Annotated in this window: 17 protein-coding genes; 8 read left to right on the forward strand and 9 right to left on the reverse strand. The window is 29.6% G+C overall.

The features are described 5' to 3' along the window. Positions 1-17: 17 nt before the first annotated feature. Positions 18-674, forward strand: coding sequence for a hypothetical protein (locus J0H68_05585; protein ID MBN8828160.1), 657 nt, complete (start codon positions 18-20; stop codon positions 672-674). Here the strand turns inward: J0H68_05585 and J0H68_05590 are convergent. The 4 genes from J0H68_05590 to dprA form a co-directional block, all read right to left on the reverse strand. Further along, positions 658-1,914 (reverse strand): MFS transporter, encoded by a 1,257-nt coding sequence (locus tag J0H68_05590; GenBank protein ID MBN8828161.1) that lies wholly within the window; start codon positions 1,912-1,914, stop codon positions 658-660. The genes J0H68_05585 and J0H68_05590 overlap by 17 nt on opposite strands. Before the next feature lie 273 nt (positions 1,915-2,187). Continuing rightward, the gene (locus tag J0H68_05595) at positions 2,188-2,700 is read right to left on the reverse strand and encodes a phasin family protein (protein MBN8828162.1); all 513 of its coding nucleotides are present in this window, start codon (positions 2,698-2,700) and stop codon (positions 2,188-2,190) included. 128 nt (positions 2,701-2,828) lie between these two features. Then, positions 2,829-5,390, reverse strand: a complete 2,562-nt coding sequence (gene topA / locus J0H68_05600) for a type I DNA topoisomerase (GenBank protein MBN8828163.1) — start codon at positions 5,388-5,390, stop codon at positions 2,829-2,831. 18 nt (positions 5,391-5,408) lie between these two features. Next, positions 5,409-6,557 (reverse strand): DNA-processing protein DprA, encoded by a 1,149-nt coding sequence (dprA, locus tag J0H68_05605; GenBank protein MBN8828164.1) that lies wholly within the window; start codon positions 6,555-6,557, stop codon positions 5,409-5,411. Between the two features lie 89 nt (positions 6,558-6,646). Between dprA and truA the strand changes: the two genes are divergently transcribed. After that, positions 6,647-7,384 carry a tRNA pseudouridine(38-40) synthase TruA gene (gene truA / locus J0H68_05610; GenBank protein ID MBN8828165.1) on the forward strand — a complete coding sequence of 246 codons (738 nt, stop codon included), beginning with the start codon at positions 6,647-6,649 and terminating at the stop codon, positions 7,382-7,384. A 105-nt stretch (positions 7,385-7,489) separates the two neighbouring features. Beyond that, positions 7,490-7,855: a response regulator gene (locus tag J0H68_05615; protein MBN8828166.1), complete on the forward strand. Its 366-nt coding sequence runs from the start codon at positions 7,490-7,492 to the stop codon at positions 7,853-7,855. A gap of 105 nt (positions 7,856-7,960) precedes the next feature. Here J0H68_05615 and J0H68_05620 read toward each other — a convergent pair whose 3' ends face one another. Further along, the gene (locus J0H68_05620) at positions 7,961-8,101 is read right to left on the reverse strand and encodes a hypothetical protein (protein ID MBN8828167.1); all 141 of its coding nucleotides are present in this window, start codon (positions 8,099-8,101) and stop codon (positions 7,961-7,963) included. A 427-nt stretch (positions 8,102-8,528) separates the two neighbouring features. On the opposite strand from J0H68_05620, the gene J0H68_05625 reads away from it, so the two are divergent. Then, positions 8,529-9,905 carry a GntP family permease gene (locus J0H68_05625; GenBank protein ID MBN8828168.1) on the forward strand — a complete coding sequence of 459 codons (1,377 nt, stop codon included), beginning with the start codon at positions 8,529-8,531 and terminating at the stop codon, positions 9,903-9,905. Between the two features lie 22 nt (positions 9,906-9,927). Here J0H68_05625 and J0H68_05630 read toward each other — a convergent pair whose 3' ends face one another. Beyond that, positions 9,928-11,229, reverse strand: a complete 1,302-nt coding sequence (locus J0H68_05630; protein MBN8828169.1) for a serine hydroxymethyltransferase — start codon at positions 11,227-11,229, stop codon at positions 9,928-9,930. A 2-nt stretch (positions 11,230-11,231) separates the two neighbouring features. Next, the gene (gene rpiB / locus J0H68_05635) at positions 11,232-11,684 is read right to left on the reverse strand and encodes a ribose 5-phosphate isomerase B (GenBank protein MBN8828170.1); all 453 of its coding nucleotides are present in this window, start codon (positions 11,682-11,684) and stop codon (positions 11,232-11,234) included. A 146-nt stretch (positions 11,685-11,830) separates the two neighbouring features. On the opposite strand from rpiB, the gene J0H68_05640 reads away from it, so the two are divergent. Beyond that, on the forward strand, positions 11,831-12,859 hold the full coding sequence (locus tag J0H68_05640) for a hypothetical protein (protein MBN8828171.1): 1,029 nt from the start codon (positions 11,831-11,833) through the stop codon (positions 12,857-12,859). Here the strand turns inward: J0H68_05640 and J0H68_05645 are convergent, their stop codons facing one another. Continuing rightward, the gene (locus J0H68_05645) at positions 12,860-13,570 is read right to left on the reverse strand and encodes a metal ABC transporter ATP-binding protein (GenBank protein MBN8828172.1); all 711 of its coding nucleotides are present in this window, start codon (positions 13,568-13,570) and stop codon (positions 12,860-12,862) included. An 18-nt stretch (positions 13,571-13,588) separates the two neighbouring features. Here J0H68_05645 and J0H68_05650 point away from each other — a divergent pair, with 18 nt between their 5' ends. Genes J0H68_05650 through J0H68_05660 form a run of 3 tightly spaced genes read left to right on the forward strand, consistent with a single transcriptional unit; the run spans position 13,589 to position 15,244 of the window. After that, a complete protein-coding gene (locus J0H68_05650) occupies positions 13,589-14,443 on the forward strand; it encodes a zinc ABC transporter substrate-binding protein (GenBank protein ID MBN8828173.1) in 855 nt (284 codons plus the stop codon). Further along, positions 14,433-14,933 carry a hypothetical protein gene (locus J0H68_05655; protein ID MBN8828174.1) on the forward strand — a complete coding sequence of 167 codons (501 nt, stop codon included), beginning with the start codon at positions 14,433-14,435 and terminating at the stop codon, positions 14,931-14,933. The genes J0H68_05650 and J0H68_05655 overlap by 11 nt, the downstream gene beginning before the upstream one ends. An 8-nt stretch (positions 14,934-14,941) precedes the next feature. Further along, complete coding sequence (locus tag J0H68_05660) at positions 14,942-15,244, forward strand: DUF2610 domain-containing protein (GenBank protein MBN8828175.1); 303 nt, start codon at positions 14,942-14,944, stop codon at positions 15,242-15,244. Here the strand turns inward: J0H68_05660 and J0H68_05665 are convergent. Further along, positions 15,233-15,964: a prepilin peptidase gene (locus J0H68_05665; protein ID MBN8828176.1), complete on the reverse strand. Its 732-nt coding sequence runs from the start codon at positions 15,962-15,964 to the stop codon at positions 15,233-15,235. The genes J0H68_05660 and J0H68_05665 overlap by 12 nt on opposite strands. Positions 15,965-15,973 lie beyond the last annotated feature (9 nt).

The following is a 15,973-nucleotide window of genomic DNA, read 5'->3' on the forward strand; positions in this document are numbered from 1 at the left end:
ATAATATAGTATTAAAAATGCTTATTATATTATTTTTGGGCTTTAATGTATTTGTATGGCACAAAAGTAGAAATATCTTACCTCAACTTGAGATTACCGAAAATGTACCAAGTGAAATTTCTATTAAATCCTTTTCATTAGGCGATGAACAGTTTTATTATAGAATTTTAGCTTGGCAGTTACAATTTATGGGCGATAGTTTTGGGCGCGTTTCTCCACTTAAATATTATGACTACGTAAAAATAAAAAATTGGTTTTATTTATTAGATAAATTAGACAATAAGACTAATTATAGCCCTGTAATCGCTACTTACTATTATGGGGTAACACCAAAGAAAGAAGATTTAATTCATATCATTGAATATTTAGAGAAGCATTCAGAAGTTGATTTAACAAAAAAATGGTGGTGGATGTATCAAGCAAGTTATTTAGCTTTTCATGAAATGAAATATCATTCTAAAGGAATTGAACTGGCTAAAAAAGTTGCTCAGACAAAAGGTACATTACCTCTATGGGCAAGACAATTACCTGCTTTTTACCACGAAAAAATTGGTGAAAAGGATATCGCTTATTTTATAATTAAAGATATTTTAGATAATGAAAAGAATATTCCACAAAGTGAATTAAACTTCATGGAATATTACATTAAAGATAGACTTAAATTGTTTGAGTAATTTTTTTACTATCTTTTTTTAAACCTGAATAAATGACTAACATTCCACCTATTATTGAGCTAATTGGTATAATAGCGATAGCTATTTTATATTCATATAAAGAATATAATTTTACATTATTGCTTATATCTCCTTGCCAAAAATGATCAAGGGTAAGACCTATTAATGTATGAAAGAAAATGCCCCCAAGCATATTTACGCAGTTTAAAAAGGCTATTGCTATACTTTTATATTCATTTTTTACAATTTCTGTACCTAAAGCAAAAATAAGGACTTGGTAACAACATAAGATACCATTTATAAACATTAAGGCACATAATAAATAGAATGAAAGATTAGGAAAAATAATTAACCCTAAGAATAAAATACAAGTTAATAAACCACATAAGAAAATTACCAATGTTTTACTAAAATATTTTTCAGATATGAAAGCTAGAGCTGGGCCTCCAAATAGCATTCCTATAAATATATACGAAATTACAGTTGCTGCATCACCTTTTGATATATCAAAAGCTTTAGTTAAAAAACTTATACCCCAAACATCTGCAAACCCTTCTAGAGAACCTACCATCAATAAATTTGCAATAGCTATTAGCACTATTCTTTTATTTTTTAAAATAATAAACAATTCTTCAATTAAATTTGAATCTTTTTTACTATCTAAATAATTAGCTTTTCTGTTGTCCCCAAATAATAAAATGGTTAAAGCTATCAATGTACCGATTGCAGCTATTAAAAAAAACACTTTATTATAATTAAAAGTTTCGATTAGACTATTTACAGGTTTTCCGCCGTAAACAGCGCCAAAAATTCCTATAGTAAAACTAAAACCTATCAATCTCGCATATAGTTTCTCGGGAAAATATGTTGCTACTACCTTTGAAACCCCCAAAAACCCTGCTGCAGAACCAATTCCTATCATTAACCTACCAACTAAAGCTGTACTAAAGGAAGTAGTGTAGGATAAAATATACGTACCTATTGAAGCTATAATACAAAAGATACCTATAATATATTTAGTTTTGAACTTTTCTAATAAATAAGCAGTCGGTAATTGTGCACCTGCATAGCCGATGTAGTAGATTGCTGAGAAAATCCCAAATGAAGTAGCGGTAATTTGATATTGAGTAATTAAGTCATTAATTACAAGACCTGGAGCTAATCGCATTATGAATTGATAAGCGAAGAAAAAAACTGCAAAAAACCACATTAGATATGGTAAAAAGTATTTCCTATACATATGTTAAGACCTATTAAATTAAATTTTAGAGTATATTAGTTATTTTAGTTGAGATTATATATAAAGATATGGCAGCTAGCTGCCAATAATAAGGATAATTAAACTGAAAAGATTTTGCTCTAAAACCATTATTACACTTTTTACAAATATTTATTAATACTATTGAGAAATATTATTAATCACATTCATTAATAAGTCAATACATATTAATAAAAAAGGAGCTTGGAATTAAATTCCAAGCTCCTTTTTCTAATAATAAAGTAATATTATGCCTTATGCTGCATTTGCAGAAGATTTTCTTTTTGTAGATGTAACTTCACCCATGCAATCATTAACTGATTTACCCATAAGATCCATCATTTCCATGCATGTTTTATTATACATTTCTACCATTTCTTTCATTCCAGTGAAATTTTGGTCAAACATATTTTGTGCAGCTTTTACTTGTTTATTGTACATGTTTTCCGGGCTATTAGCTTGAGAACAATCTTTCATTACTCCCATACAGCTTGAAACATTATTTTGTACCATTTCAGCACCGTGTTGCATCATAGCTTGTGTACTTGAAGTCATAGTTTTGTTTGCATTAGCCATAGCATCCATAACTTTCTTTTGCATATTATTCATTGAATTCATATCAAATTGTGGTGCTTTAGTATTCATATTCATCATATTTGGCATACCATTCATGCATGTATTCATGAAATTTGACATCATATTATTATTATTCATCATACCCATCATATTATTGTACATATCCATAAAAGGATTATTACTGTGACTCATTCTCACCCCCGTGTTTAATATTTAGTAAAGATTTAAACTTTATTGTGTCTAAATATATATTATCTACCAGTATTGGTAGAAAAGGCAAGCTCAAAATTAACTAAAAGTTTAATTTCTTTGTTTTTCAGTTATTTATTAATTAGCTTTTCAATAGATTCTTTAGTAATTTGGTCGGTTTTAGTACCACGAGGAAAATTAATTTTTTTATCGTCATTATATAAATATAACATTCCGAATGGGCCTTTAAATATTTTATACTCCCCTAATTCTATTGCTACTTGCTCAGTTTTACTTTTACTTCCTGCCTTTGATGATTTCTTAGCTGTAGCTTTAGAAGCTGTTTTATTAGGGTTATTAGCAATAATTTCACAAGCTTCTTCTAATGTAATTGATAAAAAATTAGGAATTTTTCCTAATGAATAAAACTTGCCACTATGTTGTAAGTATGGTCCAAATTTACCAATTGCAAGTACAATTTTTTGATTATCATCGGGATGCATTCCTAATTCTTTTGGTAAAGCAACTAGCTTAAAACAATCTTCTAAAGTCATCTCGTCAATTTTATAACTTTTAGGAATGGCTATTCTCTTAGGTCCCTTAACTGTATCATCTCCTAATTGCACATAAGGGCCATAAGGTCCTATTTTTAATACGATTTTTAAACCAGTATTAGGATCAATTCCCATAGTTTTAGGGAAAGATGTTTTTTTTGTATCCTCAGAAGATTGTGAGCCATCTTCAGAATTATTTGTAACTTCAGCGTTGATAATTTGATTTAAAGCTTTTTTGTAATCACATTCTGGGTAATTACTGCAACCAACAAAAGCACCATATTTTCCTATTTTTAATTCTAATTTCCCATCTTCACATTCAGGACATTTTCTTACATTCTCTTTATGTTCTTTATTTGGGAAGATATGATCTTCTAAAACTTTATCTAAAACTTTTAGAATTTCTTCCATTGGCTTTTTAGTTGCTGATTGCACATTATCAATAAAATCAATCCAAAACTCTTTTAGAACACTTTTCCATTGTAGCTCACCTGCTGAGATATGATCTAACTTTTCTTCCATTTGAGCGGTAAAATCATATTGAACATATTTTGTGAAAAAATTATCTAAGAAAGCTGTAACTAATCTCCCTCTTTCTTCAGGAATAAACCTTCGTTTATCCAAACGTACATATTGGCGATCTTGAATTACAGAAATTATACTTGCATAAGTTGAAGGCCTGCCTATTCCTAACTCTTCTAATTTTTTTACTAAACTTGCTTCACTATATCTTGGTGGTGGTTCAGTAAAATGTTGGTTTCCTTTAACATCTTTTATTTCGGTTTGTTGACCTTCTTTAAGAGATGGCAGCAATTTATTTCCTTCTTCATCTTCTAAAGTATCATCTTGCCCTTCTTTATATACTTTATAGAAACCATCAAATTTTATTGTTGAACCGGTTGCTCTAAATGTGTACTTTTTATCCTTATCTTCTAAATTTACACCAATAGAATCAAATATTACTGATTCCATTTGACTTGCAATTAACCTTTTCCAAATTAATTCATATAAACCCAATTGCTTTGAGTCTAAAGAATTTTTTACTTTTTCTGGTGGTAGATCAAGATGCGTTGGTCTAATGGCTTCATGTGCTTCTTGAGCATTTTTAGCTTTAGTTTGGTACATTCTTGCATTAGATGGTAAATAATCTTTGCCATATTTATTTAAAATATAATTACGTGTATCTTTCAAAGCCTCTTCTGCAATTTGCACTCCATCAGTACGCATATAGGTAATTAAACCTATAGTTTCACCTTGAATATCAATACCTTCATATAATTTTTGAGCTATAGTCATAGTCTGTTTAGCAGAAAAACCTAATTTTCTTGATGCTTCTTGCTGCAATGATGAAGTAGTAAATGGCGGCTGTGGGTTTCTTGAAATTTGTTTTTTTTCAATTTCAGAAACAAAGAAATCTTTTGTTTTAATATCATTTACAATATTTTGAACTTGTTCAGCCGTTTTGAAATCAAATTTTTCTATTCTTTTTTTATTAATTTGATTTAAAGCCGCCTCAAATTCACTTTTTTCATTACTTAAAAATAAGCCTTTAACAGTATAATATTCTTGTGTAACAAACTTTTCGATCTCACTTTCTCTTTCGCAAATTAGCTTTAGTGCAACCGATTGAACGCGGCCAGCTGATTTACTCCCTGGGAGTTTGCGCCATAGTACAGGAGATACATTAAATCCAACTAAATAATCTAAAGCTCTTCTAGCTTGTTGAGCATTAACTAAATTAATATCTATATCTCTTGGGTTTTTAACAGCATTTTGAACAGCCTTTTTAGTAATCTCGTTAAAAACAACCCTTTTGATTTCTGTATCTTTATTAATAGCCTTCTTTTTTCTTAAAATTTCAATAACATGCCATGAAATGGCTTCCCCTTCTCTATCAGGGTCAGTTGCAAGATATATAATTTTTGCATTTTTAGCAGCCTCAGCAATAACCTTAACGTGCTTTTCTGACTCAGAATTGACTTCGTAAATCATTTCAAAGTCGTTATCTGGCATTACAGAGCCATTTTTTGACGGTAGATCTCTGATATGACCATATGAGGCCATAACCTTAAAATCGGATCCTAGGTATTTATTGATTGTTTTAGCTTTGGCGGGTGATTCAACTATTAATAAATTCATTTCTTCTTTTAATAAATATTAACTGGCTACTAATGTAATTGTATCGTTAGATGATCTTTTAATCAACCCTGCAAGTTCTAACTCTAGTAAGCTAAGGTAAATTAAGGAAATTTCGGCATCAACACTTTTTATTATTTCATCTATATGGGTAGGCGAATAGCTTAAGAGACTTAATATTTTGTTTCTTACAATATTTGTCTCTTTGTCACTAGGTAATTTTTTAAAATTAATATTTATAAAACCTTTTTCATTATCATTTAAATTTAAATTTCTCTGTTTCAAAGGTTCAATTATTTCTATAATATCGTCAATATTTTCAACTAAATGAGCACCTTGCTTAATTAACCAGTTAGGTCCCTGACACCTTGGATCGAGAGGAAATCCTGGGATTGCAAATACTTCTCTATCTTGTTCTATTGCACATTTTGCAGTTATTAAAGACCCAGATTTAAGACTAGCTTCAGCAACCATTGTCCCATAAGATAATCCGGAGATTATTCTATTCCTTAATGGAAAATGTTTTGGTAAAGGAACAGTCCCTATAGGCATTTCAGCGACGATACAACCTTTCTCTGTAATTTTATGATAAAGTGTTTCATGTTCTGAAGGGTAAATATTATCTATACCACCCCCTAAAACTGCAATAGTTCCTTTTTCAAGTGATCCTAAATGCGCGGCATAATCAATTCCTCTTGCCATTCCTGAAACTATATTCCAATTTTTATTAGCCAAATTCTCGGCAAATTTCTTAGCAATATTAAAACCATTTTGTGATGAATTCCTTGATCCCACTATAGAAAAACAAGGTTCATTTAATAGATTAAAATTTCCCTTAACCGAAATAATTGGTGGAAAATCATGAATATTTCTAAGTAAATCTGGGTAATTTGAATCTTTATAGTAAATTAATCTTGCTCCGTATTTATTAATTTTACTAATTTCTTTTTCAGCTTGCTCAATAGTAGCTAAATTAATTTTTCTTTTTCCAGCACGGGCTGCAAGTTCTGGCACTGCTTCTATAGCAGTTTTAGGATCTTTAAATAAATCAATTAAGTGTTTAAAAGTTTTAGGTCCTACATTTTCTGAACGTATTAATATTAAAGCTTGTAATATTTCCGTATCATACTTATATTCGTCATTAATATTATTTACAAGGTTTTGTAACATTTTTAAATCTATATAGTTTAAATTATAATAAAAAATATAATTATAAATTATTAATTGCAATACATTTAATTAATCCGCTTTTTAATAATATGCCACGTTATAAAGTTACAATTGAATATCAAGGTACAAATACTGCCGGATGGCAGAAGCAAAAAAATGCTGCTTCTATTCAAGAATATATTGAAAAAGCTATTTATAATTTTTCTAAGGAAAATGTATTAGTGTATGGCGCAGGCAGAACAGATGCTGGTGTTCATGCTTTAGGGCAAGTAGCTCATTTCGATTTAATCCGTGAATTCGATCCACAAATTATTTTAAGGGCAACTAATCATTTTTTAAAAAATCTACCTGTAGGTATTGTTAATTGTAAAATTGTTGATGAAAATTTTCACGCCCGCTTTTCAGCTATTAGAAGGACTTATAAATATAAAATTGTAAATAGACCTGCTCCTTTAATTATTAATAAAAACCTTGCTTGGCATGTTTCTGCTAATTTGGATATAAATAAAATGCAAGAAGCTGCTAATTTTTTAATTGGTAAGCATGATTTCACTAGCTTTAGAGCTTCAGAATGCCAGGCTAAAAATCCTATTATAACTATAGATTTAATAAATATAGTACAAAACGAAGAATTAATCGAAATTACTGTGTCAGCTAGGTCATTTCTTCATCATATGGTCAGAAATATTGTAGGAACAATAAAAATGGCTGGAGAGGGAAAAATTTGCCCTACACAAGTGAAAAATATACTGGAAGCTAGAAATAGGACACAAGCAGGCCCAACAGCTCCAGCTGATGGATTATTTCTTTATTCAGTGGAATACTAATTGTTAAATATTTTATCATTAATTAATAGAAAAATTTTTTTCTATTTTTAAGCTTTCATTAACCTTTATCTTTTATTATGTGTTTAATTCGCAAATGAGTTAATCATGTTTATAGTTCTTATCGATGATGAAGAAGCAGTACACGAAAGTGTTAGTCTAGGCTTAATGGGTACTGGATATAATTTGAAAACATTTTATAATCCTATTGAGGGACTTAATTATCTTTTAAAAGGTCAAGAAAAGCCAGAATTAATTTTACTTGATTTAATGATGCCTGAAATGAATGGCGTTGATGTTCTTATTAAAATTAAAGAAGATATAAATTTAAAAGATATTCCTGTGATTATCCAAACCGGCATCGGAAATAAAGAAGATATAAATAAATGTCTTCATCTTGGTGCACATTCATGCTTACATAAACCCTACTCTATTAAAGCTTTACTAGAACTTATTGAAAATGCTTTGGCATAAATTTATTTTTTTGAAATAAGGTAATTTTGATTTTACTTCAAAAAATTTTCTAAGATTCTCAACAGTTTTAAAATTTGTTATTTTATATTGAGAATATTTTTGTTTTTACTTTTGCCAGGTCATGTTTTCACCAGAGTAATCAATTTCATGCCATTCTTTTGCTATAATATGAGAAGTATTTTCATCAAAGGCTTCTATGTTTTTAAGATCATATTTAATAACAATTTCATTAAGAAATAGCGCCATATAATTTGCTTCTTCTAACTTTATATTGCACAAATTTATAGCATTTAGTAATTCTAAAGTTGTTTTAGGTAAAGTGACTTGTAGATTAACTAAATTAACAGCTTTTTTATTATTTATCTTTTATATAAAATTAATAAACTTTTGAGCTTCCCTAAATTCCATTTTCATTTTCTTTTGTTTTTACATAAGCCTTAAGTTTAAAAAATATTCAAGCTTTTTCCAAGATTCAGATAATTTTATTTCTGAAGCCTCTACTCTTGAAAGCCATAAAGTCAGAATAAAAATAATTGAAAATAACAATTTCATGACTTTTCTCTAACATAATTCTATATAGTTATTTTTCAAAAAAGTTAACTTAATAATTCTATTGAAAAATAAAATTATTAAGTTAACAATATTACTAAGCTACATAAATATGAGGATTCCAATGGAAATATTGCCAATTATTATTTCACTAATTTTACTAATGTATTTAGCGTACAAAAATTGGTCAGTAGTTTTTATTGCTCCTTTAGTTTCAATGCTCGCAGTATTTCTTTCACAAGATGAACCGATTCTCGCAAGTTACACCCAAATTTTTATGAAAGCTTTAGGAAGTTACATTATTAGCTTTTTTCCTATATTTTTATTAGGGTCATTATTTGGCATGCTAATGAATAAATCAGGTTTTGCAACATGTATTGCTGAAAATATTTTAGCTGCGTTTAATGGAAAATATGTAACAATAGCAGTAGTAATTGCTTGCAGTATACTAACATATGGAGGGGTATCTCTCTTCGTAGTAGCATTTGCCGTTTATCCAATTGCAAATAACATGTTTTATAATAGTAACCTCCCAAAGCGTTTGATACCTGCATGCATTTCTCTTGGGTCTTTTACTTTTACAATGGTTACTCTTCCTGGCACACCTTCGATTCAAAATTCAATTCCTATGCCATATTTTCATACAAATATTTATGCAGCTCCAGTGTTCGGAATAATTACAAGTAGCCTTATACTTTTTTTTGGGCTTACGTGGATAAATTATCGTATTAAAAAGATAAAACGTTTAGGAGAAAATTACGGACCCTATAAATTTGATCCCACGAATATTATTAAAACCGATAGAAAATATATTTTAATTGCAGCAAGTCCTGTATTATTAATGTTAGTTAGTAACTTTTGTTTTAATCAATATATTATTCCTAACTTTGATACAACATATCTTTCACAAGAAAAATTTGGTAAAATTGAAGCTTCATCAGTTAATGGAATTTGGTCAATAATTTCTGCTATGACGCTTACTTGTTTTTATACATTATTTCTTGCAAGGAATAAAATTGGATCAATAATTGAGAATATTAAACAAGCTGTTAATGACTCTTTCTTACCTATATTTAACACTGCTTCTGAAGTAGGCTATGGCGCTGTAATTTCATCTTTAACTGGTTTTGCCCTAATTAAATCTATGCTTGCTGATATGGATGCTAATCCATTAATCAAAATAGCATTATCAGTAAATATATTATCAGGAATTACAGGTTCATCATCCGGTGGATTAAGCATTTCGATGCAAACTTTAAGTTCAAGTTTCCTAGAAATGGCAAACCTATATAATATAAGTCCTGAAATTCTTCACAGGCTAAGCACTCTTGCAGCAGGCGGACTTGATACACTTCCACATTGTGGAGCAGTAATTACATTGCTTAGCATTTGCGGGTTAAAACACAAAGAATCGTATTTTGATATATTTATGGTAAGTTGTGTATTCACAACTTTAACTTGTATACTTGCAGTAATTTATGGATCAGTAATAGGGTTTTAAAACCCTATTACTTCTAATTATTTTAATTATTATCTACTAATACTTCTGCTGTAGCTGACTGGTAAATTTTAAATCTATTACAAAGTTTTTTTACTTGCTCAAAAGCATCTTTCTCAACTTTACTATTGTCTTCCTTTTTATGAGCTAAGTTTACAAGTACATTTGCAATCAAATGACCTATAAATTCAAATTCTTCTTCTTTAAAACCTCTTGTGGTACCAGCTGGGGTTCCTAATCTAATACCGGAAGTGACCATCGGCTTTTCAGTATCAAACGGCACATTGTTTTTATTACAAGTAAGCCCTGCTCTTTCTAAACTTTTCTCAGATATATCACCTGTTAATCCCTTCGATCTTAAATCAACAAGCATTAAATGGTTATCTGTACCACCTGTTACTAAATCAAATCCGTAATCTAAAAGAGTATTAGCAAGCATCTTTGCATTTTTAACTACTTGCTCGGCATATTGTTTAAATTCAGGTTTTAAAGCTTCATTAAAAGCTACCGCTTTAGCCGCAATTACATGCATTAATGGACCACCTTGAATGCCTGGAAATATGGCCGAATTAATTTTTTTTGCTATTGCTTCATCATTTGCAAGAATAATTCCCCCTCTAGGACCTCTTAAAGTTTTATGAGTTGTACTTGTTACTACATGCGCATATGGAATTGGGGAAGGATGAACACCTGCAGCCACAAGGCCTGCAATATGCGCCATATCTACAAATAAATATGCACCAACCTCATCGGCAATTTCTCTAAAAATTTTAAAATCGATTATACGTGAATAAGCGGATGCACCTGCAATAATCATTTTGGGTTGTTCTTTTTTTGCCAAATCTCTAACCTGATCATAATCAATAAGATGATTATCTTTTCTGACTCCATAAGCTACTGGCTTATAATATTTTCCTGATAAATTAGGTTTTGATCCATGAGTTAAGTGTCCACCTGCATCAAGGCCCATTCCAAGGATCGCATCTCCAGGACTTAATAAAGATAAATAAACACCTTGGTTTGCTTGCGAACCTGAATGTGGTTGTACATTTGCGTAGTTACAATTAAAAAGTTTCTTTAATCTCTCAATAGCCAAAATTTCTACTTCATCAACGTACTCACATCCACCGTAATATCTTTTTCCAGCATAACCTTCAGCATATTTATTTGTAAGCACTGAACCTTGTGCTTCGAGAACTGCGCGGCTTACAATATTTTCAGAAGCAATAAGTTCAATATATTGATTTTGTCTTTCTAATTCCTTATTAATTGATTTAATAATTTCAGGGTCTTTGTCGTTTAAGGTAGCAGTAAAAAAATCATTCATTGTCATTTGCTCCTAAGATTTGTTAGTTTATTTACTCTTTCAATATGTCTTCCTCCTTCGAAAGCTGTATTTATAAAGGTTTCTACACATTTTATATTAGATTTTTCATCAATTAATCGTGCTCCTAATACTAAAACATTAGCATTATTATGTTCTCTGGCAAGTTTTGCCATAGTTTCATTTATACATAATGCTGCTCGAATATGGGAATATCTGTTAGCTGCTATTGACATACCTATACCACTACCACAAATAAGTATTCCAATACCTTCTTTTTCACTTTCTAATCTTTCACATAAGTTTAAAGCGAGGTCAGGATAGTCGCATGATTCTTCTGAAGTAGTACCTAAATCAATGAAAGCTTGATCACCTTTTATAAAATATTCTTTTATAATTTCTTTAAGTTTAAACCCAGCATGATCAGATGCAAGATAAATTTTTGAATTTTCAGACATTTTATTAAATTACCCATATTTTATGATTTTTCCTACATTATATCTGTCTGAAAAGCTTGGCAATATTAATATTAATAGGTATTTAATTTGACTTATTTATTTAAAAAATGCTAACATATTAACATAAACTAAATATTGGAGATGTTATGCCAAAAGATTCAAAAGATAAAAAAGACAAAAATCAAAAAACTCAAGATACAGCTCAAAATGCTGAAAATGCTGAAAACGCTCAAGATACAGAAAAAAAGAAAGGTGGTTTATTAAATTGGTTTAAAAATCTTTCTCCAATGGGTAAAGGCTTAGTTTTAGTAGGAGCTATATTTGCTTTGATGAATCCAATAGCCCTTGGTGCAGCGGCGCTAGGTGGACTCGGCTTTGGAGGTTATAAATTAGGTAAAAAAATAAGAGAAAAGTACGAGGAAAATAAAGCAACGAAAGAAGCTTATAAGGAAGAGAAAAAAGATTTTAAAACTGAAAAAGATAATGCTCGCGAAGAAGTTAAGCAGGGCAAAAAAGACATGGATAAAATAGTAGACACTTGGCAAAAAGATACAATTGAACAACTTAAAAATACTAGTGATATTATCAAAGAAGAGGGTGTTAATACAATTAAACGTAATAATATGCAAGCTTTAACTAAGGGCTTAGTTATGGACGAAAATGCAATTAAAGACATGTCCCCTAAAGAATTAGAAACAGCTTTAAATGAAAGAGTTAGTGAATTAAATAAAGCTATTAGAGGCTTAGAAGCAAATCCTGAAAGAACTCTTAAAGGAAATGGTCACTTAAATATTAAGTTGGGGGAACTTCAAAATACTCGTAAAGAATTAAGTTCAATTAAAGATAAAGTTCATGAAACAGTAAAAAGTCAAGATAAAATTTTGGATGAACAAATAAAAGGCGTTGAAAAAGACGCGGAAAAAACAAATAAACAAAATGACAAAATTTATAAACAAGCTAAAGACAATATTGATAAAACTTACGATCAAGCTAAAGGTGATATTAAGAAAGGTCGTGCCGATTTCGAAAGCTTTAAAGAGCAATTAAATTCGGTAAAACCTGGGCTTAGAGAAATAAAAGAACAAAAAGGTAATGAAGTTACAGCAAAAGCTGGTAATGCAGACCACATGAAAGCAAAACAAGAAGCGCAACGTAAATCAACTGATCTTGGTTAATTAATGTCTGTGGTCATGGTGATGCTCGTATATTGATAAAGCCGTTATATCAGCATCACCAATAAATTTTAAATATTCCTTACTCTTAGATACATCTTCAGGTTTCCCAGAACAGCAAATATGATTATTAATACAAATAACTTTATCAGTCGCTTTCATAACAATATGTAAATCATGCGAAACTAAAAGAATACTGATTCCAAATTTTTCTCTTATTTCCCCCAGTAAATTATATAATTCTATTTGTCCTGGAATATCAATTGCTTGCGCTGGCTCATCTAGAACTAATAAGTTGGGCTTGGTAACTAATGCTCTTGCAAGTAGCACTTTCTGAAGCTCACCACCAGATAAATTTGAGACTTGAGTGTTAAGTAAAGACTTTATATTAGTAATTTTAATAATTTCCTCTACTTCGCTATTAGTAAGATCATTTATAAAAGCATTAATAAATTTTCTAACAGTAATTGGCATAATATCTTTTACCACAAATTTTTGGGGTAAATAACCTATGTTTAAATTAGGCAATTTATTAATTTTACCTGAAAAATCGTCAATTATCCCTACTATTATTTTAACAAGCGAAGTCTTTCCACTGCCATTAGGTCCAATTATGGTTACTATTTCTTTGTTTTTGACAGTGAAGCTAATATTCTCTAATATCTTCCTCTGTTTAATCTTTAAGCTTACACTAGTAAGTTCTATAATATTCATCGTTTTTTAGGTATTTAAATGAAAAAATTGTTTAGCATTATATTAGTATTTTTAATTTCTTACAACCATGCATTAGCAAAAGATAAGCTAAATGTAGTTACTACCCTTTCCGCCATTTCAGCAATTACTGAAGATATTTTAGGCAATACTGCAGACGTTACTAATATAATGCCTGAAGGATCTTCTCACCATCATTATTCCTTTTCACCAAAAAATATTGAAGTAGTTAAAAACGCTGATCTTTTCATTTATTTGGATGAAAATTTTGAGGTAGGGATTGATAAACTCAAAGCTTCAAACTCATTAAAACTCATGCAAATAAAGGATTTAAAAATTTTACCCAATAAAGATTTTCATATTTGGCTTGATGTTGAAAACACTATAAAAATTGCTAAAAAAATAAAAGAAGAAGGAATTAAATTATTACCCAATTATCAAACAGAAATTACTAGTAATTATAATAAATTACGAATAAATCTTTTAACCATAGATGCGCAAATTAAAAAAGAGCTCCAAAGTTTACAGAATTATAAAGCAATAATTTTACACAATTCTTTAAATTATTTTACAAATAGGTATAATTTACAGGCTCTTATTGACTTAGACTTACATTCAGAAACTAGTTTATCACCAAAAGTTTTAGAAGAAATTAACCAGTATCAAACTAACAACAATTTAAGATGCATTTTTTATGATAACCCTCATAATCTACCTACAGCTAAAAATTTATCGAAGAAATTAAATTTACCTATAATTCAACTAGATACGGAAATATTAAAATTAGAAAATAGCTATGAAACAGGGCAAAAATATGCTATAATATTATTAAAAATAAAAGATTCTTTTAAACGGTGCTTTGGTAATGGATTATAAATACTGGTATTTAATAGTATCACTTATTTTAATAACATTTACCCTCTACTTTTTATTTAAGCAGGGGTTAAGATACCGTTATACCAAAATTTATAAAAAATATGGCATTGATGGCTTCGATAAAAAATATAATAAATTTACAGCTTTTTTCTTTAAACCTGAAGATTTGCTAAAGCTTGACCTTGAAACTGAAAAGCAAATTAAGCAAGATTTTAAAAGAAAACACATTATTAACCACAATTACCTTGATAATGAGTTTGGAAAAATAATATACGCTGATGAAATTGAAACGCATACTGCTCGTATGATTAATATTATTGATGAAGATCCAGGGCTTTCAAAACCATGGCAAAGTAAAATTTTTAATGATAGAAGACCTTTACTTGAAGCACTTAAAAGCACTATGAATAAAGGATTAGGTTTTTGGGTAGCTTTAGTTCATGCTCAGAAAAACATACCTAAAGGAATTGATACTGATAGAGGAATATAGGAGTAGTTATGAAGAAATTCACAGTACCATGTAATTTTGGCGGTCAAGTTGCTCCTTTTACTATTTATATTGGCGCTCCTGAAGACAAGCATCATCCTTTACACTTTCAAGCTGATTGGCTTTCAAAAGAAAGAGGCGGACAAATTCCTCAAGAAGTAATGGATAGTATTTCTAAATTAAAAGAAATAGCTGATCGTAATGGTGTATCGTTTGAAGATCTATGCGTTTATGCTATTAGTAGTAATAAAGATGGTGGCGAAAATAGTGAATTATCTATTCCTGAGATGGATGAAGGAGATTCAAACGCTTAGACTTTTTACTATTGTAGTTGCAAATAAAGAAATAGAGATAAGTAGTTTTATTATCTTCATATCAAATGCTTTCTTACTTAACTTTAACCCCAAATAATATAGGCAAGTACTTATTAATAAGTTTATTGCAAAAATTTCTGCACGTAATCCAAACCACGAAGCTGCAGAAATAAGCAATAAATAACTTTCAAAATCAAGCTTAAGAAAATTAAATTTTGCTAAAAGTAATATTAAGAAAATATATATCGACCCTTCTAGTACCCAGTCGAATATTTCATGAGTTATATAAGTAGTATATATTCCACCTAAAGAAATTATTAGAAAAAATAAAATTCCAGGAATTTTATAATTAGAAAATACAATAGAATTTGTTATGATTAAAAGTATAGCTAAAATAAATAGTAAAAAGTAATATTCATTCATACCAAAATAATAGGCAAGTAAGGTAGATGAGAGTATTACGATTGTTTCACTAATTCTATAAATTGGGTTTATTGGCTCACTGCAATAATTACAAGTTTTACCGCAAAAAAACCATGAAATTACACTATAATATTCATAAAATTTTAAAGGATGTTTACACGTTGAGCAAAAAGGCTTAAAGCCAGATTCATGAATTCCATTAAGAGGAATTTTTCTTGGCAATCTATAAAATACGCTTGAAGTATAACTTGCAATCCAAATGCCGAATACAAGACCCATTATTAAATTAGCTATCATAAATAAAAA

The sequence above is a fragment of the Sphingobacteriia bacterium genome (assembly GCA_017304685.1).
Taxonomy (GTDB): domain Bacteria; phylum Pseudomonadota; class Alphaproteobacteria; order Rickettsiales; family 33-17; genus JAFKLR01.

Excerpts from the sequence above, each read along its gene's own strand:
- J0H68_05585 (MBN8828160.1), top strand. The coding sequence starts at position 18 with ATGCTTATTATATTATTTTTGGGCTTTAATGTATTTGTATGGCACAAA.
- J0H68_05590 (MBN8828161.1), bottom strand. The coding sequence starts at position 1,914 with ATGTATAGGAAATACTTTTTACCATATCTAATGTGGTTTTTTGCAGTT.
- J0H68_05595 (MBN8828162.1), bottom strand. The coding sequence starts at position 2,700 with ATGAGTCACAGTAATAATCCTTTTATGGATATGTACAATAATATGATG.
- topA (MBN8828163.1), bottom strand. The coding sequence starts at position 5,390 with ATGAATTTATTAATAGTTGAATCACCCGCCAAAGCTAAAACAATCAAT.
- dprA (MBN8828164.1), bottom strand. The coding sequence starts at position 6,557 with ATGTTACAAAACCTTGTAAATAATATTAATGACGAATATAAGTATGAT.
- truA (MBN8828165.1), top strand. The coding sequence starts at position 6,647 with ATGCCACGTTATAAAGTTACAATTGAATATCAAGGTACAAATACTGCC.
- J0H68_05615 (MBN8828166.1), top strand. The coding sequence starts at position 7,490 with ATGTTTATAGTTCTTATCGATGATGAAGAAGCAGTACACGAAAGTGTT.
- J0H68_05620 (MBN8828167.1), bottom strand. The coding sequence starts at position 8,101 with ATGGCGCTATTTCTTAATGAAATTGTTATTAAATATGATCTTAAAAAC.
- J0H68_05625 (MBN8828168.1), top strand. The coding sequence starts at position 8,529 with ATGGAAATATTGCCAATTATTATTTCACTAATTTTACTAATGTATTTA.
- J0H68_05630 (MBN8828169.1), bottom strand. The coding sequence starts at position 11,229 with ATGAATGATTTTTTTACTGCTACCTTAAACGACAAAGACCCTGAAATT.
- rpiB (MBN8828170.1), bottom strand. The coding sequence starts at position 11,684 with ATGTCTGAAAATTCAAAAATTTATCTTGCATCTGATCATGCTGGGTTT.
- J0H68_05640 (MBN8828171.1), top strand. The coding sequence starts at position 11,831 with ATGCCAAAAGATTCAAAAGATAAAAAAGACAAAAATCAAAAAACTCAA.
- J0H68_05645 (MBN8828172.1), bottom strand. The coding sequence starts at position 13,570 with ATGAATATTATAGAACTTACTAGTGTAAGCTTAAAGATTAAACAGAGG.
- J0H68_05650 (MBN8828173.1), top strand. The coding sequence starts at position 13,589 with ATGAAAAAATTGTTTAGCATTATATTAGTATTTTTAATTTCTTACAAC.
- J0H68_05655 (MBN8828174.1), top strand. The coding sequence starts at position 14,433 with ATGGATTATAAATACTGGTATTTAATAGTATCACTTATTTTAATAACA.
- J0H68_05660 (MBN8828175.1), top strand. The coding sequence starts at position 14,942 with ATGAAGAAATTCACAGTACCATGTAATTTTGGCGGTCAAGTTGCTCCT.
- J0H68_05665 (MBN8828176.1), bottom strand. The coding sequence starts at position 15,964 with ATGATAGCTAATTTAATAATGGGTCTTGTATTCGGCATTTGGATTGCA.